This is a genomic window from Kribbella sp. NPDC058245 (assembly GCF_042882005.1).
Classification (GTDB): Bacteria; Actinomycetota; Actinomycetes; order Propionibacteriales; family Kribbellaceae; genus Kribbella.
In genome coordinates this window covers 19816-46400 of sequence record NZ_JBHVWY010000001.1, presented here as the reverse complement: position 1 = coordinate 46400, position 26585 = coordinate 19816, and the positions used below count along the sequence as shown (strand labels likewise).

Below are 26585 nucleotides of genomic sequence, written 5' to 3'. Positions count from 1 at the left end.
CTTCTAGAAGGTGGCGACCTCCACGGTCACACCGTGGTCGCGCAGTGGGCGGATCAGTTCTTCCGGGGTCTTCTCGTCGACCACCACGACATCGAAGTCGCTCAGCGGCGCGAGCCGGTGCAGGGCGGTGCGCTGCAGTTTGGCGTGGTCGACCAGCAGCACCTTGGTCTTTGCCGCGCGCAGCATCGCGCGCTTCACCAGGACGATCTCCTCCTCCTGGTGAAACGCGTGCGTCGGCGAGACCGCTGACACCGAGCAGAACAGCAGGTCGGTGTGCAGTGCCTCGACCGCCTCCGCGCACGGCATCCCACCGAACGAGTCGTGGGTCGCCGAGTAGATCCCACCGAGCGCGACCAGCGTGATGTCGCGACGATCGGTCAGACGGGTGATCGCGGGCAGGAAGTTCGTTGCCACGGTCAACGGCGTGATGTCCTCGAGCAGGTCGACCAGGGCGAGCGCGCTGGTCGAGTCGTCCAGCATCACCGACATCCCCGGCTCGATCATCGTGCGGGCATACCTGGCCAACGCGGCCTTCTCGGTCTGCGCGGTGTTCATCCGGTACGCCACATTGCTCTCGAACACGCTCGTCGGCTGCGCGCTGACGCCGCCCCGATACTTGCGGACCACCCCTTGGCGTTCGAGCTCGTCCAGGTCGCGGTGCACCGTCATCACGCTCACCCCGAACGCCTCGACCAGGTCGTTGGCCGACACCGAGCCGTGCTCGACGACGTACGCGGCAATCTCGGCCTGCCGGCGCGCGGGACGACTCAGCTCACCCTCGGGTTCTGTCGTCATGACGGAGTCTCCATTCGCACTGCGGGAACGTTGTAGGCCTCGAGTCCCACTGTGCCGTCCTGACTGCGGAAGCGCACGAGCGCCGCGGGACCGAGCGCTGGAAGAAGTCTGCGGTAGTCGTTCAAACGCAGGCCCAGCACCCGGCAAACGAGCAGCCGGATCAGTGTGTTGTGAGCGACCACCAGGACCTTGCCACCCTCGACCTCGGCGAAGACCTCGGCGACACGATCGGCCGCCTCGACCGGATCCTCGCCGCCCGGGAAGTAGTCGCGGACCGGATCCGACTCGAAGGCTGCGGCGACAGCAGGCGGCATCTCGGCCAGCCGTTTGCCTTCAGCCGATCCGAAGTCGACCTCTCGCAAGCGCGCGTCCAACTTGGGCTCCAAACCCAGGGCGTCCGCGGTCGGCGCGATGGTCTGCCGCGCGCGCAGCATCGGCGAGCACCACAGCGCATCCGGCGCGAAGTCGATCGCCCAGTCCCGCAACTGCAGCGCCTGCTGCTGACCAACCTCATCGATCGGCAGGTCGGACGAACCGGTGTAGCGGTTGCCGTGATGCCAGGCGGTTCGCCCATGCCGGGCCAGCACGATCGTGGTCCTCATCCGCGGTACCTCCGCGCGTCCAGCTCCGCGACAAAAGCGCCGTACAGGTCGTCGAGCCGACTCGGCCGCGGCTCGAGGACGCGATCGATGCGGACCATCCGCCGGGCCGTCTCGGTCACCGAGCCTCCTTGGGAGGCCGCGAGAACGGCCATCCCGTACGCCGGATCTGCGGCAACCGGAAGCTCAACCGGTACGCCGAGCACGTCGGCCCGGAGCTGGTTCCAGTAGCCACTGCGCGTCCCGCCACCGGTCAATGAGACCTTGCGAACCGGGTCGGCCCCGAGCGCCTCGAGATGTTCGAAGGCGAGCCGCTCGATGAACGCCACGCCCTGCAGGACGGCGACGTACGTCTCCAGATCGCCATCGACCGCTCCCAGCAGGAAGGGCTCAGCCTGCGGTGCGACAAAGGGGAACCGCTCCCCGGTCTTCGCCAGCGGATAGATGACTGCATCAATCGGCCGGGCGGCTCGATCGAGCGCATCGAGGTCTGCACCGGGCAAGAGATCAGTCAGTACGCCAGCGCCGCTGCTGGATGCACCACCGGGAAGCCAGCCGCCATCGGGATGCCGGTGGCTGTAGACCGCGCCGGTCGGGTCATCGAGGAGCTGCTCGCTGACGCCCTTCAGGACGAGCGTCGTACCGAGCACTGAGTTCCAGGAGCCCGGAGCCAGCGCGCCGGCCGCGATCTGGGCCGCGCAGCCGTCGGTCATCCCGGCGTACACGGGCACGCCGGCGGGAGTGCGGCCGAGCTCGGTGCCGGGGCGAACGACCTCGGGGAAGACCTCGATCGGGAGGCCGAGTTTGTCGAAGGCGGCGGTCGGCCAATTGTCGGCGACCAGGTCGTAGCCGGTCTTCAGGGCGTGGCTCGTATCGGTCGCGACCGGGTGCCCGACCAGGTGCGCGGCGACGAAATCGGCACTGTGGATAACGCGCTGATTACTGTCGGCAATCAGATCCAGGACCTTCGGCAGCGCCCAGGTGGGCTGCATCGAGGTCGCCCAGCGATCTGGGTCAGCGTCCACGATGTGGACACGACGGGCGGCCGAGCGGGCGTCGTCGTACATCAGCGCAGGGGTGACTGGGCGGCCGTCGAGGTCGGTCAGCAGGAAGGTGCCGGAGGTCGAACAGATCGCGATGCCGCTCGGGACGGTGCCGATGTCAACCAGGCAGGCGTCGACCGCGTCGATCCATTGCCGCGGATCTTGCTCGTGCCGGACGCCGTCCCGGACGCTGGTCAGTGGCCGGGACGCGCGGGCCAGAACGGTGCCGTCGGGGTCGACCAGCACGGCGCGCACGCTCTGCGTCCCGAGGTCGATGCCGATCCAGGCCACGCCGGTTTCCCCCTGACTGTTAGATCAGTTGAGAAGATAACACCGGCAGACGTTAAGAGACCAGACATGAGTCGGCTCCCGTCGCCTCGGGCGGACGGGAGCCGGTTCGCCGCCCGCCGACTGCGCCTGTAGTAGGCGGGGCGAACAACTGGTGACACGAAGACTCAGGCGTGCATCAGGACAAGCGATGGGTCGGCCGTGGCCAACTCGAGGCGGCCGGCGTCGACGGACCCGAAGGCGCCGAGCGGACCATTGGCCGGGCGGCCGGTGCGGCCCACCCAGAAACCCCAGTCGTCCGGGGCGTCCGGCCACTCGGGATCCGGCGCCCAGCCAGGCGGCGGCTGCCAGCTGTCGCTCGGCGGCTCCGGCCAGTCGGGTGGCGGATTGAATCGGTACACGGGCGGTCCTTCCCAGATTCCCCAGCAAATCTGTGCCGTTGATCCGAACTGTCTGACTGATCAACGACCTGGCGCGCCGAAGGTCACGACTAAATCTTCGTAAAGTTTTCCGGCACGGCGCCCATCTCATCACCAGGACCACGGCCCGGCAAGCAAGAGCTCACTCTGCGGACTGCACGTGCAGCCGCAGAGTTGGTTGCCTCGGTTTCCACAGGCTGTGGAAACCGCTACGCAGACAACCGGTTCAGTAACACTCAGTTGTTGCCCAAGGCGTGCGTCGCTAGGGCGTGTGTCGCTAGGGCGTGTTCAGGCGATCGCGGACACGGTGGTGGCCGGTGAGGGATTCGGCCAGCGAGTAGCCGAGGGAGCGGTAGGCCTCGAAGTCCCACTCGTCGTAGAACTGATCGCTGGTCGGCGACCGCGGGAAGTCCGGGTGCCGACCGGCGTACACCTCGAGATCCCAGTCCAGGTGGCCGGCCATCACCGCCTTCACCATGAAGATCTCCGTCTTGTACGGCTTCTCTTCCCCAGCAGCCTGCGGGTGTGTGGCGATGCCGTAGACCCAGGCCCTGTCCGCTCGCGCCTTGGCGCCGCGGATCATCGGCTTCGGGTCGACGTCGATCTGGATGCCGTGGTCCATCCGCGCCGTCGCGATCGCTTCGGCCAGCGCGCTGAACCGGTCCTCGGCGTCGTTCGACGCGTCGATCACGATCACCTGCGCCGGCTTGCGGCGGAGCGCCTCGACCAGGCCGAGGTTGTCGTAGTGACCGCCGTCGGTGACATAGATCCGCCGGTCGTACATCGACGGCGACCCGATCGCCTCACGCAGCAAGCGATACGGACCAGGCTTGTCGATGATGCTTCCGATATACCGGCTGACATTGGGGAAGAAGCCGGTCACCGGCGGGAACGTGTCATCGACGTTGTTGTTCCAGTACGGGTTCGGCAGCCAGACACCGAGGCGTGCATTCAGTACGGCGAGCAGCAGGCGAACCGGCCTGGTCCGCCCGTTCACGCGACCGGTCAGCGGACTGACCGCGGCACCGCTCATCGCCATCGCGGCCGGCACCGTCACCTCGCGCAGCAGGACGTCCGCCTCGCGTTCATAGTCAGCGGTACGACGACGTCCGCCGTCCGGGAGTGAACGGTCGCCGATGATGCCGATGTCCTCGGCATCGAAGACGAACGGCACGCAGTCGCGCTGGGTCGGCACGAAGTCCGCGTCCTCGACATTCGCGACACCGGCGATCACCAGCTGCGGGCCGGCCTCGTTCGGCTTGGCCCAGTCCGAGTACCGGAGGCGTTTGTAGTAGTCGATCGCGGCCGCGGAACCGTTGGGCTTGCGCTCGACCAGGAACGCGCGCGACAGCCGCTCGCGGTAGAACGAGTGCAGCGACGTACGGTTCGCGTCGGTGAGGACCTTGATGGCAAGGGCGATCGCGCCCAGGATCACCGCCACACCCCAGTCGCTCCGGAACCCCTTGTCGGTCGCATAGCCACCGGTCCAGCGCAGGAGCACGATGATCGCGGCCGCCCCGATGATCGCCGTACCGGCCCAGGGCGCGAGCTTGGTGCGTGCGAACGCGAGGAGGCGATCCCGGAGCTTGGACGATTCCTTGCCTTCGGCAGCTAATCCGTTCCACACCGAGCGGCCCAGACCGATCAGTACGACGACCAGCGCACTGAACGACGCAACCCCTTGTTTAGTCGGATCCACCAACGCCAGCAGGGCGGACGGCAGTCCGGTGTCGCCGGGCAACTGGCCGATCAGATAGAGACCGCCCGGTACGCCGAGGAGCAGGAGCGCGACGGGGACGCCGTACCGGAGGGTGATGCCACTGATCGCGTTCAGCACCTTGCGAACCGGGTCGGGCATCCGGGCCCACCGGTCCCAGATCTTCTCGATCAGGAACATCGCGGCACTGATCACGAGCAGACCGACCGACAACGCGAGGAAGTGCCAGGACCCGCCCGGTCGCCAGCTCACGTGGATGTCGGTGAAGCCCGGGCTGATCACGTGCTGGTTGCCGAGGAACCAGCCGAGCACCCACGCGATCGCGCGCAGCGTGATGCCGATCAGCAACAGGTTGACGACGAGACCGAAGAGGACGGACAGGCCGGCCAGGAAGATCGTGCGGCCGCCTTGCAGCAGGTACCGCGTCTGGCGGCGAAGGCGGGCGAGTTCGGGCGAGCCTTGCGCGAACGGATCCGGTACGGCGCGACGGAGGACGTGGAAGGCGGCCGCTGTGTAGCCACCGCCACTCACGCCGATGACGGTGGAAGCCTTGTCGTACAAGCCGAGTTCGCGCAGGTGCTGGAGAGCGCCGAGGCAGAAGGAGGCTGACCGGATACCGCCGCCCGAGCAGGTGATGATCAGCTTGCCGTTGTCGCGGCTGCTGTCCTGCTGGCTCGGGGTGAACGTGGCCGGCGAGGCGAGCTCGGCGCCGTACAGCTTGCGTTGGCCGAAGCGACTGGTCGCGAAGTAGCAGACCGCGAGGACGATCCAGCCGACCACGAAGGTCGCGATCATCACGTTGGTCAGCAGGCCGGTCGACAAGTCCGCGCAGGTGGTCGCGCCGAAATCGGACCAGAGCTTGAGGTCCTCGATGACATCGAGGACCGCGGCGGCGATGACCAGCCAGGAGCCGATGGCCGCAACTGTTCGCCAGGACTGGCGATTCAGGAAGCGGACGTATTTGTAGGCCCGGTACGCCGCGTAGACGTAGGCCATGATGAACGTCGCGTCGACGAGCAGCGAGAGCCGGCCGGGGACCTCACAGTCGATCCCGGCCTGGACCGCGTTCCGCATCGGCCACTGCACGACCAGCAGCACGATCGCCAGCTGCAGCGTCCTGGTGAACGTCCGGCGCCGGCCGATCTGCTCGATCGTGGCCTCACCTTTGGTGCCCTGCGATTCCCCCAGCATCGCCCCATGATGACGCCCCGTGACCATTCGTTACCAGGTCTCGCCGGTCTCGATCCGGCCAACTTGACATCTTCCCCACCTCACCGCCCCGGTCAGGCGGCGACGGACAGCGCACTGATCCGGTTCAGAACAGTGCCGGTGGCAACAGCCTGTTCCAGCACGGCGAGCTGTGCGCACGCGAGCCGGATCGCCTCCGACTGCGTGCGGCAGCCGTCGGCGTACCAGAAAGGATCGTCGGGCTGACGGTCCTCCGCGTCGTCGATGTCGGCGTACCAGAAGTCCTCCCGGTAGTGCACGACCCGCACCTTGAGCTTCATGCGAGCTTCGACGCCGGTTCCCGCCGGCCGGTTCCGCGGGCGGTATTCGATCCTGGTGTGAGCTGTTTACAACGTCGTACAGGTCCCGGTAGAAAGTGTCTCTACAACGTTGGCACAGCGGCTCGGAAGAGGTCCCGCCATGAGGTTCGTCCGCCCCATCCTCTGCACGTTGCTCGCGGCCGTGATGACCGGCGGCCTCGCGAGTCCCGCACCCGCTGCCGAACCACAGGAGCACGCGGCGATGTCGCAAACCTTCCGGAACCCGGTGAACCCCTCGGCGGATCCGTCGCTGATGTTCTACAACGGCAAGTACTACGTCGCGACCACACGCGGCGACCGGATCGGGATCTGGTCCTCGAACAGCCTTGCCACACTACTGATCCAGCCCGAGACGGTGGTGTGGCGCGACAGCAACACGAGCCGCAACACGCAGATGTGGGCACCGGCGTTCCGGCATGTCGGGAGCCGTTGGTACATCTACTACACCGCCTCCGACGGCGTGGACTCCAACCACCGCATGTATGTGCTGGAGTCCGCTGGCAATGACCCGATCGGCCCGTACTCGTTCAAGGCGAAGATCGCCGACTTCGGTGAGTACGCGATCGACGGCGAGCCGATCACCGTCAACGGCCAGCAGTACTTCGTCTGGACCGGACCGGGTCGCGGGATGGGCGGACCGCAGCAGCTGTACATAGTCCGGATGAGCAACCCCTGGACGGCCACCGGCGCACGCGTCGCGATCCCGGCCGACGGCAGCTGCAACGAAGTACGTGAAGGACCCACGCCGCTCTACGGTCGCGACCGCGTCTTCCTGACGTACTCGACCTGCGACACCGGTAAGCCGGACTACCAACTCTGGATGAAGAGCCTGGCCAACAACGCCGACCCGATGGTCGCCGCGAACTGGCAACAGCACCCGCGCCCGATCTTCTCCCGCAACGACTCCACCGGAGTCTGGGGTCCCGGCCACCACTCGTTCTTCAAGTCGCCCGACGGTACCGAGGACTGGATCGCCTACCACGGCAAGAACACCAGCACCTACACCTACGACTTCCGCACCTCACGCGCCCAGAAGATCAGCTGGAACGCCGACGGTACGCCGAACCTCGGCAGCCCGCTCGCCGCCGGCGCCACCCAGAACCTCCCCTCCGGCGACCCCGGCTCCGCGAACTACTGGATCAACGACACCCAGACCGGAACTGGCCTCAACCAGGTCGAGTACGCCGGTAACTGGAGCTCCGGATCCGGCTGCGGCAACCAGTGCTTCTGGTCCGACGACCACTGGAGCGGCGAAACCGACGCCACCGCAACCATCCGCTTCACCGGCACCCGCGCAGCCCTCCTCAGCGTCAAGGACACCGGCAACGGCATTGCCGCCATCTCCGTCGACGGCGGCCCCGAACAACGCGTCGACTACTACAGCGCCATCCGAGTAGGCGAACACCTCACCTACCTAACCCCCACCCTCTCCCCCGGCCCACACACCCTCAAAGTCCGAGTAACCGGCGACAAGAACCCCTCCTCCGCCGCCCCGATCATCAGCCTCGACCGCATCGAGATCTACTGACGCCGAACCTGCCAAGGCCCCCACGCCACCAGTGGTGGCAGGAGACAGGTCGTTGGGGCTGGAGATCTGTGGTGAGAGGTCTCCAGCCATCAGTGCCTGTCTCCAGCCCCAGTTCCCGGTCCCGACGCAACGCCGTACCAGCGGCTCACCTTGAGCACCGGTCAACCATCTTCGGGGCCCGCAGGTGACTGGCCCGTGCTCAACGTCGTACCCGGAGCGTTGGCGACACCCCGGATGCACCGGTTTGGTTTGGAGGGCCTGGAGCCTGAGAGGATGTCTCGGTGCGGGCGAAGCGGGTGGTACTGGTCGGTGGGCTACTGCTCGCGACCGTGCTTGGCGTCGCCGGAGGTTACGCCACCGGGGTGCTGACCTATCCGTCCTCCGTCACCGTCTCCGGAGTTCCGGCTCCGCTCGGCGGGATCACGACTTCGCCGACCACTACGCCGCTGCCGATCAAGACGGCAGAACCCAACGGGTACGAGGCTTTGGACCCGGACGCGCTGGAATTCCACCGGCTCGAGTTCACCATTGATCTGGTGCAGAACGATCAGGGAGTGGATCCACCGCCGGTGCGGTTGTCAGTGCGGGTGCCGAAAGGCTGGAAGCAGTCGGTGACCGAGAAGGGCGAGGCCAAGTTCACCGACCCCACCGGGACGCGCTGGATCCGGGTGTCGCCGGTCTATCCGGTCAAGCAGACCCCGCGGCAGAAGCGCGACCAGTTGGTACCCAGCCTGCAGTCCTCCATTCCGCACGAGCAGGTCTTCAAGGTGCTCAGCCAGTCCGACGACGTCCCGGTCGGTACCGATGACCAGAAGCGCCGGGTGTCGAAGCTGACGTACTCCTACATCCCGATCAAGTGGTTGCGACCGGTGATCGTGGAATACGTGGCCACCGCCGGCCAGGACGCTGCGAACTTCGAGATGTCGGTGACGGGATTCCCGCTGGACCAGGCCGCGCTCGACCTGATCGCCGAGAGGGCTGCGGTGTCGGTGCTTCCGGAAGGCTGAGATAATCGCCTTCCGCCCAGAGAGACTTTCACGGAATTGTTACCCGGCTGACGCAACCCTGAGCCGGGTCCCGAGGTCTTCTCCAGTAGGTGGGTTTCTGGGGAGGTGGGGCACGCATGGCACGTCGGGGGACAGCATTGCTGGCGTCCGGTCTGGTGGCGATGATCGCTGTCGGCGGCGCCGGTGGGTACGGCGTGGGCTGGCTGACGGCGCTGGACCGCTCGGTCCCGGCGACGGGCAACGCGATGCCACTCGGGCAGATCGCGCTGTCCGCGACGCCGACCACCACACCAACACCAGTTCCGGTCGATCCGCGCAATCCGATCCCGGACAACAGCAAGCCACTCCGGGTGGACGAGCTGAGCTACGAATCGCAGACCTTCACAGTGAAGGGCACACTGGAGTCGAAGATCACGCTGGACGTCCCCGACGACTGGAGTTACAGCGCGCAATACCCGCCCAACAACGCACGCTTCAACGAGCGCACCATCAAGCGCTGGCTGCGGATTGAAGGCGGCTTCCCGCTGACCCGGCCGCCGTCTGCCTCAATGGCAGTCAAGGCCGCACAGTTGCGCAAGCTGCCCAAGAGCCAGCACGTCTCGATCATCTCGCAGGTCGCCGACAGCCAAACGGCCACGATCATCTACAAGTACGTGCCCGGGCCCGAACTGTCGGCGAACCCGATCATGCGCTACGGCATCGTCCGCTGGGTCGCGGCCGACAATGGTGACGTCATGGTCGAGCTCGCGGTCACCGGACTTCCGCAGGACGCGGCGGCGCTGCAGGACGTGATGGATCACGCTTCGGAGAGCGTCGTACGGGAGGACACCACACCGACTCCGTCCTAGGCGCGGAGGCAGGGCCGGCCGCTGTACCACCCGGCCATGTGAGTGCCTCGCCAGCCATATCAGGGGTTCAGCACCGCGGTTATGAGTACCGAACCCCCGATATCAGTGCCTAGCCAGCCAAATCGGGGCGTTCGCCGGGTTGGGTACGGCGCGACGGCGCCGGCGGCGGGTCAGCAGTCGGCGGGCCAGATGGTGCGGAAGATGGACGAACGCAGCCGGTAGAAGCGGCGGCGGGTGGACTGGATCAGGGCAGGGGACGGGCGGAGCCGTTCCGGGGCGATACGCACAGGGGTTTCCTCAGACAACATCGAGCGACATGCGGGCAGGGCGCCCATCCCCCCTGTGGCCTCAGCCGGTGGACCGCACCGAACCGGCGATTTTCCTGGCGCGGTCGCGGTCGTCACCCGGCATCAGAACCTGGATGAGCAACGAGTCGTTGCTCCCCGTGGCCACGACTCGTTGGAGGAGCATACCCCCGCTCGGACCGCATCCTGTCCAGAACTGTTCCTGAACCGTACCGTCGCCCTCGCCCCATGGGGTCGGCTCTTCCTTGCTCGTGCACTGGAAGCTGCTGTCGGTGCTGAGCTTGAGCTGCTGAGCCTTGATGCCGGTGCGGCCGACGAAGACGCCGGCGCCGGATCCCCAGCCGTCCTGCTCGCTGATCCGGACGGCCGGACGCTGCGCGTTGCTGCCCGGGGGCTGCCAGGGATCCTGAGCGACTGACTTCAGCCAGCCTCGCGGCACGCTGAGCGAGAAGTCGCTGTAGTTCACAGCAACCAGCTGGCGCTCGGCGAGGTACCGCTGGCCGACGAAGCCTGCGCCGCCGCCGATCGCCAGAGCCAGTACGGCGGCAATCACCCAGCGGGCTCGCCGTCGCCTCCGCGGTTTCGCGGGAGCGGTGGTCATCAGGGCTGCGGGCTCGGCAGGCGCCGTACTGGCTTCGGTGGACTCCGACGCGGGAGCCGACTCGACAGCCACAGTCTCAGCCTCGGCCGCGGCCTCGGCGGTGCGGGCCTTCTTGGACTTCGGCCGCTTCTTGGACTCGGTCGGAGCCGTGGTGTCCACAGCAGGCGCCGTCTCGTCGTCCGCCACAGCTGTCTCGCCGGCCTTGACGATGGTGGGCTGGTTCGCGTCGCTGAGGGCGGTCACCTCGCCGTCGTCGGACTCGTCGCCGATCGTGATGCTCTCGCGGGTCTTCCCGATGAAGCCATGGGTGGTCTCGTCGAGAGCGCCGACCAGCTCACGGGTGAACGTCGGTACGTCGGGCCATCGCTTCGTCCGGTCGGGATCCAGCGCGCGCACGATCGCGGCGTCGATCTGATCCGGCAGCGCAAAGCCCAGGGAGCTCGGTGGCGGCGGGGCGGTCACCCGACCAGCCGCACCGAGGCCGTCGACCTGGTGGGGCGAGCGGCCGGTCAGAGCGGCGTACGCGACCGCTCCCAGCGAGTACTGGTCGGCGCGCTGGTCGAGCCGCTCACCCATCGCCTGCTCGGGGGCGACGTACGACGGAGTGCCGCCGGGGAGCGTGATTCTCGACACCTCGTCGAGGGACTTGCCGAGGCCGAGGTCGGACAGGACCGCTCGCTCACCGTCATCGTCGGTGCTGCGGAACAGCACGTTCGCCGGCTTCACGTCGCGGTGCAGCAGACCGCGCCGGTGCAGCGCCTGGAGCCCGCGGCCGACCTGTACGACGACGTCGACGGCCTCCGGGAGCGCCAGCGGAGCCTTCTTCAGGCGGTCGGCGAGCGTGCCGCGGTCGGCGTACGTGAGCACCAGGAACGGGCGGCCGTCCTCCAGTTCGCCCACATCGTGGACCTGGACGACGTGCTCGGACTCGACGCGGCGCAGGAACCGGCCCTCCTCGAGGAACCGGCGGCGCACGGTGTCGTCGTGCCCCCAGTTGTCCGCGAGCACCTTGATCGCCACTTCGGCGTCCAGTTGCTCATCGTGAGCAAGCCATACCGTAGCGAAACCGCCTGAGCCCAGGCGTCGGCGCACGACGTAACGGCCTAGTCTGGTTGGGACCCCCATACAAGGCATTATGTAGTACGGAGAGTCCCTGACCGGGGCCGAGACAGTAAAGGCGCAGATGAGCGAGAGCACCAGCCCGACCGACGAGCTCGCCATGCTGGCCGAGCAGGCCCAGGCGGGCGACAAGAACGCGATGGACGACCTGCTCCGGCTGGTCCACCCGCGCGTGCTGCGGATCTGCCGCAGCGTCCTGCCGTACTCGGCCGATGCCGAGGACGCGGCTCAGGAGGCGCTGCTCAACATCGCCACCAAGATCAATTCGTTCTCGGGCCGGAGCAGCTTCTCGACCTGGGTGCACTCGGTGGCGGCCAACTCGGCCCGCTCGACGTACCGCAAGCTGAAGCGCACCGCTCAGGCCGCGCACAACCCGGAGACGATGGAGAAGCCGGACCCGCGCACCACGAGCGTGATCGCCGGTACCCGTCTGGACCTCCTGGAGGCCCTGGAGACGCTCGAGCGGGACCGTCCGCAGATGGTCACCCCGCTGGTCCTTCGCGACGTCTACGGGCTGTCTTACGAGGAGATCGCGGCCGAGGTCGGAGCCCCCTTGGGCACGGTCAAGTCGCGGATCCACGACGCGCGCGAGGTCGTCCGCCCGCTGCTGCGCCCGAAGGACTGATTGCAGGAAGCTGCAAACGTCTGCTGCTGAGCCCCCGCCGGGCATAGCCTCACGGCTATGTCTACGCGGGGGCTGTTTCACAACGGGGACTACCTGAAGCTGCTGACCGGTCAGACGGTCAGCTCGCTCGGTTCGGCCATGAGCGGGTTCGTCTTCACGCTGCTCGGCCTCGCCATCACCGGTTCGCCGGTCCAAGCCGGTCTCGTCGGTACGGCGGCCTCTCTCGGCTCGCTGCTGGCCGCATTACCCGGTGGGGCGCTGGCCGACCGCTGGAGCCGGCGCAAGATCCTGATCGGCTACAGCTTCCTCGGTACGGCGTTGTTCGGCTCGGTGGCCGTCGCCGGGTGGCTGGGCCACCTGACGCTTCCGCACCTGATGGCGGTCACGCTGGTCAACGGCGCGGGCTACAGCCTGTTCATGCCCGCCGAGACTGCCGCGCTCCGGCAGATCGTCGCCCCGGAGGACATCAGTACGGCGCTCGCTACCGCGCACGGTCGGCAGAACGTCGCGGCGTTGACCGGCGCACCCCTCGGCGGCCTGCTCTACTCGATCGGCCGGGTGATCCCGATCGCGGCCGACGCGGTCTCGTACCTGGTGATGGCGATCATGCTGACGACTATCCGGCACCCGTTGCCGGCCACGAAACCCGAGGGCGGCAAGCACGAGCCGATGCTGAAGGCGATCCGGACCGGACTGGCCTGGCTCTTCCAGCACCGTGATCTGCGCACGATCGCCGTGGTGGCGACCCTGCTGAACTTCGCCGCGAACGGGACCATCCTGGTCCTGATCCTCAGCATGCAGCAGCGCGGTGTGCACGCTCCGGTGATCGGCCTACTGGAGACCGCGATGGGGATCGGCGGGCTGGCGGGCGCATTCGCGGCACCCCGCCTGCTGGCGAAGTTCAGCACCGGCAGGATCACCCTGGTCGGCTCCTGGGTCATCACCGTCGCCTTCGCCGCCACCGCGGCAACCACGCGGACCGCCGTACTGATCGTGCTGCCGGCGTTCGCGGTCTTCCTGCTGCCGGCGCTGAACTCCGGCCTGTTCGGCTATCAGATGCTGATCACGCCCGATGGGCTGCAGGGGCGGGCGCAGAGCGCGTTCATGTTCATGTCCAACGGCGCGGCTCCGCTGGCGCCGTTCCTCGGTGGGGTCTTCCTCGGGACGCTCGGTGCCCGGACCGCACTGCTGATCTTCGGCGGCCTGCTCGCGGTGGGCTCCGTTCTCCTGACGTTCAGCCGATCGATCCGCAGCATTCCCCTACTCTCCGAGGTCAAAGCCGCCTGATTATGAGGGGATCTCCGCTCAGTTGCTGGTTCTCCCCTCATTGGGCTCCCCCGCCACCCGACCTTGAGCACGGCTCAACCACTCCGACCAACCTCACGTGGTCGAGCGGTGCACAAAGTGATCCCCCCACCCGACCTTGAGCACGGCTCAACCACTTCGGCGGGCGTCGCGTGGTTGAGGGGTGCACAAGGTGGCTTACGGGGATGGGGATGGGGTTGGGGGCGGCGGTCCGGCGATCGTGGGTGCGTGGGGTGGGAGTGCGTGCGGTTGACGGGTGCGCTTGTGAGTGAGTTCTTCGTCGTCTGGACCCGAAGAACTCACCGCTAGCCCCAGCTCCGGGCATCACGTACCTCAGCCACAGCCCGGACGCCCAGGCAACGTGTACCGCGGTCGCCGACCTCGCCATCCCCCTCAGCCATCTGCTTGGCGCGCGCGAAGCTTTCAGTCGACCGCCGGAGGCGGCCGGTGCCGCGCGGCGGGCCAGGTGAGCGACTCGGCCGGGTACGTCGGGTTGTAGCTGAGGTTGGTTGCGGCCGATTAAAAGACGGGTTGGCTGGGCGATGCGGTGGCTGAGGTGGATGGTGCGGTCGGCGACCGCGGTACACGTTGCCTGGGGCTGACGGGCTCTGGTTGCGGTCGGAAAAGAAGCCTCGCGGGTTCACCGTTGCTGGCCGGCCGGCTGGCGGGTTGTGGTTGCGGTCCGGGAGCGACGCTGGCGGGTTCGCAGTTGGTTGGGGTGACGGGCTTGGAGTGCGGCGAAAGTAGGGCGCTTCGGTGATCGGGCTGTACAGACCGACTGTTGGTAGGCGGACGGAGCGGGCGTGCTGCAGCGTGACAGAGGCGCCGAAAAGAGCGGCTGGTAAGCGTAGTAACAGTCGGTGTGTACGCAACCGGCCGATCCAACTCAGGCGCCAGAGCGGCCGCAGCCCCGGCAACGCCGGGTTACCCACACATCGGGTAGGAGAGCCTGATTTCCGGGGTCTCCCGTTCCGGGCGGGCGTGTGCTCAGATGGGGGCATGAAGAAGCTCATCAACGACCCTGCCGATGTTGTGAGTGAAGCGCTGCTCGGGATGGCGGCGGCGCACCCGGACCGCCTGCGGGTGGACCACGAGAACCGGATCGTCTACCGGAAGGGGGCGCCACGACCGGGGAAGGTCGGGCTGATCTCCGGTGGTGGGTCCGGGCACGAGCCGCTGCACGGCGGATTCGTCGGGCTCGGGATGCTGGATGCCGCGTGTGCGGGTGAGGTGTTCACCTCGCCGGTCCCGGACCAGATGATGGCGGCGACGAAGGCCGTCGACACCGGCGCCGGCGTACTGCACATCGTGAAGAACTACACCGGCGACGTGATGAACTTCGAGATGGCTGCCGAGCTTGCCGCGGCTGACGCCGGTACCGAGGTGCTGTCGGTGGTGACGAACGACGATGTCGCCGTCCAGGACAGTCTGTACACGGCCGGCCGTCGGGGCGTCGGCGTCACCGTGTTGCTCGAGAAGATCGTTGGCGCGGCCGCCGAGGAAGGGCGTTCGCTGCGGGAGGTCGCGGACCTGGCTCAGAGGGTCAACGACAACGGCCGCAGCATGGGGATGGCGCTGACGTCGTGCACGGTCCCGGCCGCGGGCAAGCCGACGTTCGACCTGGCCGAGAACGAGATGGAGGTCGGCATCGGCATCCACGGCGAGCCCGGCCGCCAACGGTTGCCGCTGGCACCGGCCCGGGAGGTCGCGTCGCTGCTCGTCGATCCGGTGCTGTCCGATCTTCCTTATGCACAAGGCGATTCGGTCATTGCCTTCGTCAACGGCCTGGGCGGTACGCCGTTGCTCGAGCTGTACCTGATGTACAACGAGGTAGCCCAATTGCTGGAGCGCGCCGGGATCACCGTCGCCCGCTCGCTGGTCGGCAACTACATCACCTCCCTGGAGATGGCCGGCTGCTCGGTCACGCTACTGAAGGTCGACGACGAACTGGTCCGCCTCTGGGATGCGCCTGTTAACACGCCCGGCCTACGGTGGAACGCATGATCGATAGGTTCACCGACTGGTTGCGGGATGCCTCGAAGGTGCTGCACGAGAATGCGGCGTACCTCACAGAGCTCGACTCGGCGATCGGGGATGCGGATCACGGCGCGAACATGGATCGTGGGTTCGCGGCAGTGGTGGTGATGCTGGACGAGACCTCGTTCACATCGGTCGACGAGTTGCTGAAGAAGGTGGGGATGACGTTGGTCAGCAAGGTCGGTGGGGCGAGCGGGCCGTTGTACGGAACGTTCTTCCTACGCTTCGGTACGGCGCTCGCCGGGGTACCGGTGACCCCCGAATCGATCGGTGCGGGGCTGCGGGCCGGTGTCGGCGGGATTCTTGCCCGCGGCAAAGCCGAATTGGGGGACAAGACCATGTACGACGCCTGGGCGCCTGCTCTTGACGCGTATGACGCAGCAGTCGGGGATGGTCTTGCGGCCGCGCTCGGCGCTGCTGCCGAGGCTTCGGCCAAGGGGCGGGATGCGACCGTGCCACTCGAGGCGCGGAAGGGGCGGGCGAGTTACTTGGGCGAGCGGAGCGTCGGTCACCAGGATCCAGGCGCTACGTCGACCACCCTGCTGCTCGAGTCAGCCGCGCGGACGCTCGCATGATCGGCATCGTGGTGGTTTCGCACAGCCATGCGCTGGCGACCGCGGCTGTTGGACTGGCCGCCGAGATGGTTGCCGAGGGCAAGCGGCCGGTGATCGCGGTGGCGGCCGGGCTGGACGAGACGACGTTCGGCACGGATGCGGTGGCGGTCTCCGAGGCGATCGCGGCGGCGGAGTCAGCGGACGGCGTACTGGTGCTGGTCGATCTAGGCAGTGCGGTGCTGAGCGCGGAGCTGGCGCTGGAGTTCGTCGATCCGTCGCTTGCTGAGCGGGTGCGGTTGACGAGTGCACCGTTGGTCGAGGGGCTGGTGGCAGCGGTCGTGACCGCGTCGACCGGCGCGTCACTGGACGCGGTTGCTGCTGAGGCTGAGCGCGGGTTGGTGGGGAAGCAGGAACATCTCGGCGACAGCCCCGCTCCGGAGTCGGGTACTGCGGTCGAGTCCGGGCAGAGCATTGAAGTTGTCGTGAGCAACAAACACGGGCTGCATGCGCGTCCGGCAGCGCGGCTCGTTGGGCTGCTGCACGAGTACGACGCTCGGGTCACAGTGACGAATGTGGACACCGGTCACGGGCCGGTCGACGCCGGCAGTCTCAGCATGGTCGCGACGCTGAACGCGATCCGTGGGCACCTGCTGCGGTTCACTGCAGAAGGTCCGGAGGCGGAGGCAGCCCTGGCCGCGATCCAGGATCTGGCCACTGAGAACTTCGGGGACGACGAGCCTGCCCGCTTCCCGGCGCGCCTAGGCACGCCGGCGGGAGACAACGGCGGATCCGGACTGGACGTCGCGTTCGGTCCGGCCGTGCTTGCCAGCGGCCTCGTCGACGTCAGCGGATATGTTGCCGGAGACAACGAATCGGAGCGCCTGGAAGCAGCGGTCGAGGCGGTCGCCGCGGAGCTGCGGAGGCTGCGCGACGCGAGTCCGGACCTCGCTGGGATCTTCGAGGCCCAGCTGGCACTGCTGACCGATCGCCAGCAACTGAAGGAGATTCGCGAGGTTCTGGTTCGCGGGGCGTCGGCGGTGAACGTCTGGCAGTTGGTTTTCGACCGGCTCGCGGAGCGGTTCGAGGCGCTGCACGATGCGTACCAGCGGGAGCGCGCACAGGACGTTCGCGCGGTACGTGATCGGGTGTTGCGGCACCTGACGGGCACCACGGAGGACAGCCCGATCGAGGTCGAGGCCGACCAGCCCGCCATCCTCGTCGTACCGGAGCTGGATGCGGCGACGGCGGCGATGCTCGACGGACATCGGTTCGCAGGCGTTGCGGTGCGGGCAGCCGGGGCTACTGGGCACGGTGTAATCGTGGCTCGGTCGCGTGGGATCCCCCTGATCACCGGGATCGGCGACGTGGACGTGCCGGCCGGCGCTGTGGTCGCGTTCGACGCTCGCAAGGGTTCGTTCGAGATCGAGCCCGATGTGGAGCGGGTCCGGATGACGATCGCCGAGCGCGAGGCCGAGCAGGAGCAAGCAGCAACGGAGGCGGAGCTGCCTGCGGTCACCATTGACGGCCGCACGGTTGCAGTACTGGTCAACGTCGGTACGGTGCAGGACGCGCTATCGGTGCGGGGCGCGGAGGGGTCCGGGCTGGTGCGGACCGAGCTGCTGTTTGGGGAACGCCGTACGGCGCCGACCGTTGCCGAGCAGGTCGAGGCGTTCCGGGCGGTGGCCGCGGCGCTGCCGGGCAAGCCGATCACGATCCGCACGTGGGACGTCGGCGGCGACAAGCCGCTGCCGTTCATGCCGCTGGACCACGAGGACAACCCGTTCCTCGGCGAGCGCGGGCTGCGAGCCTTCCGGCGGCGACCGGAGCTGCTCCGCGACCAGCTCGAGGCGGTCCGGCAGATCGCGGCCGAGATCCCCGTGCACGTGATGTTCCCGATGGTCACCACCGCCGACGAAGTCGCCTGGGCGCTGGACGAGCTCGGACCGCGTCCGGATGGCCTGAAGGTCGGCATCATGATCGAGGTCCCCGCAGCGGCCCTGCGGGTGGCCACGCTGACCACGGACCTGGACTTCGTCAGCATCGGCACGAACGACCTCACGCAGTACGTCACCGCGACCGACCGGACGAATCCGGCCGTGGCCGCGCTGGCCGACGGGCTGGACCCGGCCGTGCTGCAGCTGGTCGACCACGTCGTCCGCAACGCCGGCGTACCGGTGGGAGTGTGTGGTGACCTGGCCAGCAACCCGCAGGCCGCCGTCATCCTCGCCGCGCTAGGTGTGCATGAGCTGAGCGCTATAGCTCCGCAGGTGCCGCTGGTGAAGGCCAGACTGCGGGAGGCCGATCTCAGACTGATCGACACGGCCGCAGTGCTGGCTGCGCGTGATGGCGATCAGGTGCGCGCGTTGCTGTAGTAGCGCAGCTCGACCAGGTTGAAGCCGGACGTGGGCTCCGGCTTGGCGGGGAGCGTGTAGCTCTCGCCAGGCTCGAGGTAGGTCACGTCCGGGTTCGCCAGGTCCAGGTCGACCACCAGCGCCGGGTACGCGCCGGTGTGCCAGGTGTAGGACTCCCCCGCGTCCGGCGTCACGTGCTGCACCCGTACGTCGTCCTCGTCGACGACTACCTTCGTCGGGACCTCGCCCACCTCGTCGAAGCCCGCCTCGGCGCTGGCGGCTGCAGTGTAGGGCTCACCGGACGCCTCCTCACCGAGATCCAGTAGCTCGATCAGACGGTTCAGGTACGGCGCATCGCCGTCGTTCGTGAGCATGTGGACCGGAGACACCGGGCGGTAGACGGAACCACCCACCGTCTCGCTCAGCTCACGGGCTGCGCTCCCGTCCAACCAGTCCATGTGGCAAGGGGACGTGGACAGGCACAGGACGACGTACGGGTTGTGGTGCAGGTGCCAGGCCTGTGCCTGTCCGGGAGCGAGCGAAACCTCCCAGACGCGGACGCGGGAGTTCTTCAGCAGCACTCCGGTCCCGATCTCACCGAGTACAACCTCAGTGCCGTCGGGGGCGGTCACGGTGGTGCCTGCAGTCATTGAGTCTTCTCCTCGATCGATCGTTCCATGGCGACACCGGCGAGCTTCACGCCGTCCGGCATCGGCAGTTCGGCTTTGCCCACCTCGACGAACCCAAAAGCCTTGTACAGCGGCACTCCGGGCAACGTCGCCATCAACGCGAGCCGGGTGAACCCCTCCGCCTGCGCAGCCTCCGTGCAGGCGGTCAGGATCGCTCGGGCCAGTCCACGCCGCGTCCAGTCGCTCCGCACGAACATGGCTCGGATCCGCGCCGGTTCGGTCGCCGGGTCCAGCAGTCGTTCGTCGGCACCCGCCGTACTGGCGTTGAACAGCTTGTTGCGTCGACTCCACCCACCACAGGCCACGATCTCGCCACCGACCTCATGCACGTAATACGTGCCGTCGTCGATCAGCGCCGGATCCAGCGTGGTGATGTGCTTCGCCGCACTGGCCGTCTCAACAGCGTCATGGAACGCCGGAAACAACTCCAGCACCGACGCTCGCCCCAACTCAGCCACCGCGGCGCTGTCCTCCCGCACCGCCAACCGCAACACAGGCTCCACACCCCCAGGCTAATTCACCCTGCGGCGAGCCCAGGACCAGACCAGGTAGTTCCACACCACCGCTCCGCCGACAAGGATCAGGCCGAACACGACATCGTCTACGTCGTCGTGGCCGCTGATCAGCGCCAACCCCATCAGCCCGAAGAACACCGACACGATGGAGGTGCAGCCTGCAGCCCCTGACCGCCACCCGGGTGCAGGCTGCCCCGCCGACGCCTGGTCCAGCACCGGCTGTGGCAGGCCTTCGAACACTGCGCCGAGATCATTGCGCGTGGTCGCAGCCAACAACAGGTCGGTACGGCGATGCAGCTCGGCGATGTCGATCCGCCCGAACCCGAACTGCTCGGCCAGCGCAGTCGAGCAGGCAGCCCGCTCGTCGTCACTCAGCCGCTGCCTCGACGAGCGGACCTTGGCGGCCGGACGGCGGCGTCCCTGCACCGCCTGCGTGGCCGCCGCACCCAGCACCTCCCCCAGCGCGCTCATCGGCGACTCGGCGAACTCCCGGACCAGCTTCAGCCGCCCGATCCCGCCCTCCGTCAGCCCGTACTCCGCCGGCAGGTTGTCCTGCGGATAGCGCTCGACGAAGGTCTCCTGGATCAGCTTGTCGAGTGCCGCCTGTACGTCGTGGTCCGGCGCACTGGTTCGCCGTACCAGCTCGGCCCGGCTCAGCGCGACGTGCTCCAACTGCTCGACCAACGCCTGCTCCAGCGCCGGGTTGCCTTGCTGCTGGGGCGGCGTCTCCCCCGCCCATGTCCAGGTGACCAGCCGCGGCTCCTGTGGCGCCTCCGGCTCTTCGCTCGGCGCCTTGCGCCACTCCCGCCCGGCCCGAGCCTCGGAGTACTCGCGGTGGCCCTTCAGGCGCTTCACACCAGTCATCGTCAACCGGAACGTCGCCGGCTCAGCCCCCTGCGGCTGGCGACGCACCAACCCGCGCGCCACCAGCGGATCGAGCACCAACTGCACTGCCGTCTCCGACACCCCAGCCCGCCTGGCCAGCTCGGCCTGAACCAGCTCCGCCCCCTCAAGATGCGCCAACACCGCAAACTCCAGCGCCGAGTTCCCCACCCGAATCCCTCCGTAGCCCCAGACCCCCATCCTCCCGCAGGACAAGGGCCCGAAGCAGCCTCACCTCAATGCCAAAAGCTGCAGAAAGCCTTCACCGACCGCGCCGCCACCAGCGCCGCCGCGGTACCTCGTCGACCGGGCGGGGCGGTTGGCGTGGTGAGGGTGGCGGTAGTTGCTGGAGGGCGACGAGGTTGAGCTTGCCGGCGCGGCCGTCTGGGGTGGCGAGCAAGCTGCGGACGAATTCGATCCGGCTGCGACCATCTGGGGTGAGGTGGTAGGTGTCGGGCAGGTTGTCGTGGTGGCGCACGCTCACGCAGCGCCACGCAAGCAAGGCTTCTAGAGCTGGCCGCAGGTTGCCGGGTGACGTCCTGAGGCGCGCCATGAGTTCGTCCTGGGTCAGGCGGCCGTGCTCTAGCTCTCGCAGCACTGCGTGTTCCACTGCCGCTCGTCTGTTGTCCGCCCACTTCAGCTTCGGTGGAGTCGCGGCTTCGGTGACGGGAGCTTGTTGTCTCCAGTCGTTGGCGGCTTGTTGTTCGGAGAAGGTGCGGAGCCGCATCAGGCGTGCGGCTCCGCGGTGCGTCAGGTGGTGGCTGGTGGGCTCGTGCTCGTCTGGCAGGGCGGTGACCAGCCCGTCGGACACCATGTCGTCGAGGAGGCGTTGTACGGCGCTCTCCGACGCACCGGTCCGGCGGGCTAGTTGGGCACAGATCAGGTCACCGTGCTCCAGGTGCGCCAGAACCGCGAGCTCCAGTGCTGTAGTCCCCACCCGGACATTCTCACCCGAAGGCGAGGTGCAGGAGTCCTCCAGAGAATGTCGGGCGCAGGACTGCCTCCACTCGGACGTACTGTGCTCGGACCGGTTTGAAGGTGCTGGTGTTCAGGCGGTCGCGGTCTACGCCGTACGGCGTGGGGTTCGCTACGGGCCGCCAGGTCGAACCGTCTAGCCAGAGGACGCGCCAGGAGGCTGGGACTCGGCACTGGCCGAAGCCGGTGTCGTCGAACCAGTACGCCGATGCCTGGCGCAGGTCGCGGAGCTCACGCAGGTCGTACTGGATCCACTCCGTCGAACCGCGCCGGTCCCACCAGGTGAAGCGCGGAATGGACGTGTCTGCTGAGGAGGACGGTAGGCGACCATCGTCGGCTGCTTCGAGTGAGTCACCGTCGAACACGTGCGAGGCAGTGATGCGGGTACGGCGCTTCCAGGGCGTGCCGGTGGTTGTGGCCTGGGGGAAGGCGGTGATGCGGAGGCGGGCGGCGCCCATGGGGATCAGGGTGACCGTCTCGAGTGCCTCTGAGGTTTTCGCCGGGCTGGGCTGCAGTAGGCCGACCACGTTCTCGCTGTCGGTCTCCCACTGCGGGATGCGCCGCGCCTGCGTGGTCAACGTCAGCGGTACGCCTTCACGAGTGAACGGGTCCGCACCGGCGGCGGTACGGCGTCGTACGACATGGAAGGGGGAGCCGGCGACCAGTCCGTAGTTCCACGCGGACTCCGGATGGACTGCGAGCTCCGGCCAGTCCGCCGTACCGCCGATCTGTTCGTAGCGTTCGTCAATGGCCAGTGAGTAGGTCAGCGGACCACGGTTGACCGTGACCGAGTCATTGTTGTCCGCCCACTCGCGGGTGGTGACCTGCATCGGCAGCACCAGCCGGATGCGGTCTCCGGACCGCCATGCGCGGTCGAGCTTGATCCAGCCGCCCTCAGCGCGCACGCGAGAGCGCTCACCGTTGACGGCGACCGAGAACTCGTCAGCCCAGCCAGGGATCCTTAAATACAAGGGGAAACGGGACGTGCCCTGCACGGTGAAGTTAATGGTGTCGCCGAATGGGTATTCCGTGTCCTGCTCGATGCTGACGGTCTCACCGCCACCCACCTTCGCAGTCACCTTGCTGGCGGCGTAGAGCGAGGCGGCCAGACCGTTGTCGGTAGTGGCCAGCCACAGCTCCTGCGCGTAGTACGGCCAGCCCATGCCGTAGTTGTGCGGACAGCACCGGTACTGGTGGATGCCGTACTTGTAAGCCAGCATGGCGAAACCGTTCTGGAACTGCCCATGCTTGATGGTGTCGTCGAGCTCCACGCTGTTCGCGCAGGTGATGTAGTGCATGACCTGCTGCTGCGGGTCGTACGACGCAGTGAGCGAGTTGAACGCCAGTTCCTCACACCTGTCGGCCCACACGGTCTCACCGGTGAAGCGGGACAGCATCTCGAAGCTGTGCATCAGCTCGACGATCCCGCAGGTCTCGAACCCCTGCCGCGGGTCACCAAACCCTGGCCGCGAGTTCTCGTCCCCCGCGAACCCACCGCCCGGGAACTGTCCGTACTGTCCCATCACCGTGTCGTAGTTCCGGTACGTCGCCGCGCGGTGCTGCTCGTTGCCTGACAAAAGCCAGTACTGCAAGGGCTCTCGGAACCCCTGTGCCAGGTTGACGTTGTGCCAGGTCGGAATGCCGTTCACATAGTCAGCTGAACCGGAGTGCATCTTGTTGACCAGATCGAGCAGCCAGGACTCACCGGTCCGGTTGTAGAGCCAGTAGGCGCTGTCGATGTTGTCGCCCCAGCGGAACGCACCCCACGACCGGTTGAACACCTCAGCCGGCTGCTGGTTCTGGAACCGCAGGTACTTCGTCATGAACGGTACGACGCGCTGGTCGCCGGAGTACTCGTACCAGGACCGGATCGCCCCCAGCAGCGGCATGCCCGGCCAGAAGTCCGGACCGCCTTCCAGTGCTGTCCGGAGCCGGTCCGGACCGAACCAGCCGTCAGCAGCCTGCGTGCGCAGGATGCCGTCGATCCACCGCTGGGCTCTGGTCAGTACGCCGGTGTCTCCGGTGACGTAGCCGAGGTCACCGAAGCCGCGAAGCCAGTACGGCAGCTCCTCCCAGGCGTCCTTGGTCCGGTCGACCCAGCCGTTGGTGTCGTAGACGAGGAAGTCGGAGATCTCGTCGTACCGGCCGTTGAGGCCGTTGACCTGGAGCTGCAACTGCTGCTTCAGCCAGCCGCGTGGCTCGATCGCACCCGGCGGCAGCTTCTGGAACGGCACGGGGCGCAGCGGCTCGCGCTGCGGAACGTAGTAGCCACCGCGACCGGCCGGTGGGCCGAGTGGTCGGGCGGCTTCGGCTGTGGACGGTTCGACGGCGCTCATGGCAGCCGCCGCGGCGAGCGTGACACCGAGGAATTCACGACGGGGCAGTCCCTTCGAAGGGGGCATAGCGCTACCTGCTTTCGGGTGATTCGGGGGCGGACGATCACACCAGAACGGAAAATCAGAATACGTTTTCCGCACTGCTAGAGTAACCCCATGAAGCGCCCGGCGGTACGGATCACGGATGTCGCGGCACTGGCCGGCGTCTCTGCCGGAACGGCCTCGAAGGCGCTCAACAACACCGGCCAGCTCAGTCAGGAAACACGCGAGCGGGTACGGCGTGCGGCGGCTCAGCTCGGCTTCACACCGGACGTCCGCGGCCGGGCCTTGTCGTCCGGGCGCACGTTCACGGTCGCCCTGCTGACCACTGACAGCTCGGGGCGCTTCAGCATCCCGATCATGCGTGGCGTCGAGGACGTGCTGAGCGCTGGTGAGCTGGCGACAGTGCTGTGCGACACCCGCGACGATCCGCTCCGCGAGCAGAGCTATCTGCGGTCACTGGTCGCGCGTGGGGTCGACGGCATCGTGGTGACCGGACGCCGTACCGAGCCGCGCCCGCCGATCGACGTACCGCTGCCGGTCGTCTATGCACTGGCCGCGTCGACGGATCCGGCCGACGCCTCAGTGATCGTCGACGACGCAGCTGGCGCAGCTGCCGCAACCACCCACCTCGCCAACCTTGGCCGCACGCGGATCGCACACGTCACCGGACCGGCCGACCACCGCTCTGCTGTCGAGCGCGCCCAGGCGGTGCGCAGCACTCTGGCCGGTGAGCCGCTCTTCGGTGAGTGGAGCGAGCAGTGGGGGCGCCAAGCCACCGATCTGGTCCTCCGCACTCACCCTGACATCGATGCGATCAGCTGTGGCAGTGACCAGATCGCCCGCGGTGTCTGCGACCGCCTCCGCGAGCTGGGCCGCGCCGTACCGGCTGAGATTGCTGTCACCGGCTACGACAACTGGCCAGTGATGGCGCTGGCCAGCAGGCCCCCACTCACGTCGGTGGACCTGCGCCTCGAGGAGCTCGGCCGCCGGGCCGCACACCTGCTCCTGGATGCGATCGCGGGCAACCCGCATCACGGCGTACTAGAACTTCCAGCACAGCTCGTTCCGCGGGAATCGACGCTGGGTGCCTGACTGTTACTGTCCTAGATGAATCTTCAACCTCTAGGGAGCGCACCGTGTCGTCAGCGTTGATCGTCGGAGGCAGCGGCGGACTGGGGCGGGAGATCGCCCGGCATCTCGTGGAGCGCGGTGACGACGTGATCGTCACCAGCCGCTCGGCCGATCGCGCGACGGAGGTCGCTGCGGAGATCGGCGCCCGCGGCCTGGCCATCGACCTGACCGCACCGGAGACCATCGAGAAGGCGCTGGCCGAGGTCGGCGAGCTGGACCACCTGGTGATCACCGCGATCGAGCAGTCCGGCAACACCGTGAAGTCCTTCAGCATCGAGGACGCGATCAAGGCGTCGACGGTGAAGCTGGTCGGCTACACCGAGGTCGCCCGCGTCCTGCACGACCGCTTCCGGCCGGGCGCATCGATCGTGTTGTTCGGCGGACTCGGCGCGGTTCGTCCGTACCCGGGCTCGACCATGATCACCGCGACCAACAGCGCCGTCTCCGGCGTCATGCGCACGCTGGCCGTCGAGCTCGCTCCGGTGCGCGTGAACGCGCTGCACCCCGGCGTCGTCGGCGACAGCCCGGCCTGGCGTGAGCGCGACCTCGCGATGGTGACCGCCCGGACCCCCACCGGCCGCGTCACCTCGACCGCCGAGGTCGTCGACGCGACCGACTTCCTGCTCCGCAACGGCGCCGCCAACGCCATCGACCTGCACCTCGACGGCGGCACCCGCATCGTCTGACCTAGCGTCCGAAGACTCGCTGACGTCGTACGCGAGTCGTTCGGACGTTAGCGTTTGGCTTGCTCGCGGCGAGGCTGGGAGGCCCAGCGGTAGGCGATGAGGGACCAGGCCAGGGCGGGCAGGCCGAAGATGGCGGCTGCGATCTCGCGGCCGAACACGAGGAAGATCAGTCCGAGCAGCACGAACGGCACCGCCGTCCAGACCGCACCCACGAACACTGCCCAGCGCCAGCGGCCGGGTTGTTTGGGGCGCGGCTGGTACATCGACGGTGCCGGCAGGCCCTGGAAGATCGGCTGCAGATCCGCATGGGTGACCGCGTCGTTGAGCTGGTCGACCCGCCGGTGCAGCTCGAGCTCATCCAGCCGCCCGATCGCGAACTGCTCGGCCAGCTCGTCCGTGCACACCCGGCGTTCCTCGTCGGTCAGCCGGATGTTGGCAAGCTTCCGCCGCGCCGCCACCACGCGCGCCTCCTGCCCCGCCGCCGCAGCCATCCCCATCAGGTCAGCCGGCTTCACCGGACGCCGCTCCACCATCCACCTCACCTCACACTCTCCCTTCGAGTGTGCCAGACGATGGGGCAGCGACAACTTCACCGGAGATCCCCTGAAGTTGCCCCTTCTCCCCTCGAATTTTGGAGGGAG

At 67.6% G+C, this 26585-nt stretch carries 23 protein-coding genes and 1 pseudogene; 11 read left to right on the top strand and 13 right to left on the bottom strand.

Annotation, left to right across the window (positions count from 1 at the left end):
* Window positions 1-3 precede the first annotated feature (3 nt).
* The 6 genes from ACFVWG_RS00220 to ACFVWG_RS00195 form a co-directional block, all read right to left on the bottom strand.
* On the bottom strand, window positions 4-795 hold the full coding sequence (locus tag ACFVWG_RS00220) for a DeoR/GlpR family DNA-binding transcription regulator (RefSeq protein WP_391540923.1): 792 nt from the start codon (window positions 793-795) through the stop codon (window positions 4-6).
* Complete coding sequence (locus tag ACFVWG_RS00215) at window positions 792-1397, bottom strand: histidine phosphatase family protein (protein ID WP_391540922.1); 606 nt, start codon at window positions 1395-1397, stop codon at window positions 792-794. Before ACFVWG_RS00215 ends, ACFVWG_RS00220 begins: the two co-directional genes overlap by 4 nt.
* Complete coding sequence (locus tag ACFVWG_RS00210) at window positions 1394-2728, bottom strand: FGGY-family carbohydrate kinase (protein WP_391540921.1); 1335 nt, start codon at window positions 2726-2728, stop codon at window positions 1394-1396. The genes ACFVWG_RS00215 and ACFVWG_RS00210 overlap by 4 nt, the downstream gene beginning before the upstream one ends.
* A 164-nt stretch (window positions 2729-2892) precedes the next feature.
* On the bottom strand, window positions 2893-3126 hold the full coding sequence (locus tag ACFVWG_RS00205) for a hypothetical protein (protein ID WP_391540920.1): 234 nt from the start codon (window positions 3124-3126) through the stop codon (window positions 2893-2895).
* 295 nt (window positions 3127-3421) lie between these two features.
* Window positions 3422-6052 carry a hypothetical protein gene (locus ACFVWG_RS00200; protein ID WP_391540919.1) on the bottom strand — a complete coding sequence of 877 codons (2631 nt, stop codon included), beginning with the start codon at window positions 6050-6052 and terminating at the stop codon, window positions 3422-3424.
* A gap of 92 nt (window positions 6053-6144) precedes the next feature.
* A complete protein-coding gene (locus tag ACFVWG_RS00195) occupies window positions 6145-6369 on the bottom strand; it encodes a hypothetical protein (protein ID WP_391540918.1) in 225 nt (74 codons plus the stop codon).
* Window positions 6370-6508: 139 nt separating this feature from the next.
* Here ACFVWG_RS00195 and ACFVWG_RS00190 point away from each other — a divergent pair, with 139 nt between their 5' ends.
* The 3 genes from ACFVWG_RS00190 to ACFVWG_RS00180 all read left to right on the top strand — a co-directional run bounded on the left by ACFVWG_RS00190 (window position 6509) and on the right by ACFVWG_RS00180 (window position 9791).
* Window positions 6509-7936, top strand: a complete 1428-nt coding sequence (locus ACFVWG_RS00190; protein WP_391540917.1) for a glycoside hydrolase family 43 protein — start codon at window positions 6509-6511, stop codon at window positions 7934-7936.
* A gap of 281 nt (window positions 7937-8217) precedes the next feature.
* Window positions 8218-8943, top strand: a complete 726-nt coding sequence (locus ACFVWG_RS00185) for a hypothetical protein (protein ID WP_391540916.1) — start codon at window positions 8218-8220, stop codon at window positions 8941-8943.
* Window positions 8944-9059: 116 nt separating this feature from the next.
* Window positions 9060-9791, top strand: coding sequence for a hypothetical protein (locus ACFVWG_RS00180; protein WP_391540915.1), 732 nt, complete (start codon window positions 9060-9062; stop codon window positions 9789-9791).
* Window positions 9792-10139: 348 nt separating this feature from the next.
* On the opposite strand, the gene ACFVWG_RS00175 is transcribed toward ACFVWG_RS00180, so the two are convergent.
* Entirely contained in the window at window positions 10140-11822 is a 1683-nt protein-coding gene (locus ACFVWG_RS00175) for a serine/threonine-protein kinase (protein WP_391540914.1), read from the bottom strand.
* Window positions 11823-11880: 58 nt separating this feature from the next.
* On the opposite strand from ACFVWG_RS00175, the gene ACFVWG_RS00170 reads away from it, so the two are divergent.
* From ACFVWG_RS00170 to ACFVWG_RS00145, 6 genes and pseudogenes are all read left to right on the top strand, one after another.
* The gene (locus ACFVWG_RS00170; RefSeq protein ID WP_391540913.1) at window positions 11881-12441 is read left to right on the top strand and encodes an RNA polymerase sigma factor; all 561 of its coding nucleotides are present in this window, start codon (window positions 11881-11883) and stop codon (window positions 12439-12441) included.
* A 57-nt stretch (window positions 12442-12498) separates the two neighbouring features.
* A complete protein-coding gene (locus ACFVWG_RS00165; RefSeq protein ID WP_391540912.1) occupies window positions 12499-13728 on the top strand; it encodes an MFS transporter in 1230 nt (409 codons plus the stop codon).
* 1017 nt (window positions 13729-14745) lie between these two features.
* A complete protein-coding gene (dhaK, locus tag ACFVWG_RS00160) occupies window positions 14746-15750 on the top strand; it encodes a dihydroxyacetone kinase subunit DhaK (protein ID WP_391540911.1) in 1005 nt (334 codons plus the stop codon).
* Window positions 15747-16358: a dihydroxyacetone kinase subunit DhaL gene (gene dhaL / locus ACFVWG_RS00155; protein ID WP_391540910.1), complete on the top strand. Its 612-nt coding sequence runs from the start codon at window positions 15747-15749 to the stop codon at window positions 16356-16358. Before dhaK ends, dhaL begins: the two co-directional genes overlap by 4 nt.
* Window positions 16355-16765, top strand: a pseudogene (dhaM, locus tag ACFVWG_RS00150) (dihydroxyacetone kinase phosphoryl donor subunit DhaM); the annotation flags it as partial. The gene dhaL and the pseudogene dhaM, both read left to right, overlap by 4 nt.
* A gap of 54 nt (window positions 16766-16819) precedes the next feature.
* Window positions 16820-18709 carry an HPr family phosphocarrier protein gene (locus ACFVWG_RS00145; RefSeq protein WP_391541526.1) on the top strand — a complete coding sequence of 630 codons (1890 nt, stop codon included), beginning with the start codon at window positions 16820-16822 and terminating at the stop codon, window positions 18707-18709.
* On the opposite strand, the gene ACFVWG_RS00140 is transcribed toward ACFVWG_RS00145, so the two are convergent.
* From ACFVWG_RS00140 to ACFVWG_RS00120, 5 genes are all read right to left on the bottom strand, one after another.
* Window positions 18688-19338, bottom strand: a complete 651-nt coding sequence (locus ACFVWG_RS00140) for a hypothetical protein (protein WP_391540909.1) — start codon at window positions 19336-19338, stop codon at window positions 18688-18690. The two genes, ACFVWG_RS00145 and ACFVWG_RS00140, sit on opposite strands and share 22 nt — an antisense overlap.
* Window positions 19335-19880 (bottom strand): GNAT family N-acetyltransferase, encoded by a 546-nt coding sequence (locus ACFVWG_RS00135; protein WP_391540908.1) that lies wholly within the window; start codon window positions 19878-19880, stop codon window positions 19335-19337. The genes ACFVWG_RS00140 and ACFVWG_RS00135 overlap by 4 nt, the downstream gene beginning before the upstream one ends.
* A 9-nt stretch (window positions 19881-19889) precedes the next feature.
* Complete coding sequence (locus tag ACFVWG_RS00130; protein ID WP_391540907.1) at window positions 19890-20918, bottom strand: DUF1707 domain-containing protein; 1029 nt, start codon at window positions 20916-20918, stop codon at window positions 19890-19892.
* A 118-nt stretch (window positions 20919-21036) separates the two neighbouring features.
* Window positions 21037-21711, bottom strand: a complete 675-nt coding sequence (locus ACFVWG_RS00125) for a MarR family transcriptional regulator (protein ID WP_391540906.1) — start codon at window positions 21709-21711, stop codon at window positions 21037-21039.
* A 10-nt stretch (window positions 21712-21721) separates the two neighbouring features.
* Window positions 21722-24151, bottom strand: coding sequence for a beta-L-arabinofuranosidase domain-containing protein (locus ACFVWG_RS00120; RefSeq protein WP_391540905.1), 2430 nt, complete (start codon window positions 24149-24151; stop codon window positions 21722-21724).
* A gap of 90 nt (window positions 24152-24241) precedes the next feature.
* Between ACFVWG_RS00120 and ACFVWG_RS00115 the strand changes: the two genes are divergently transcribed.
* Together ACFVWG_RS00115 and ACFVWG_RS00110 are read left to right on the top strand one after the other, a co-directional pair.
* The gene (locus ACFVWG_RS00115; protein ID WP_391540904.1) at window positions 24242-25219 is read left to right on the top strand and encodes a LacI family DNA-binding transcriptional regulator; all 978 of its coding nucleotides are present in this window, start codon (window positions 24242-24244) and stop codon (window positions 25217-25219) included.
* A 44-nt stretch (window positions 25220-25263) separates the two neighbouring features.
* Window positions 25264-25944 (top strand): SDR family oxidoreductase, encoded by a 681-nt coding sequence (locus tag ACFVWG_RS00110; RefSeq protein WP_391540903.1) that lies wholly within the window; start codon window positions 25264-25266, stop codon window positions 25942-25944.
* A 47-nt stretch (window positions 25945-25991) separates the two neighbouring features.
* Here the strand turns inward: ACFVWG_RS00110 and ACFVWG_RS00105 are convergent, their stop codons facing one another.
* On the bottom strand, window positions 25992-26477 hold the full coding sequence (locus tag ACFVWG_RS00105) for a DUF1707 domain-containing protein (protein ID WP_391540902.1): 486 nt from the start codon (window positions 26475-26477) through the stop codon (window positions 25992-25994).
* Window positions 26478-26585 lie beyond the last annotated feature (108 nt).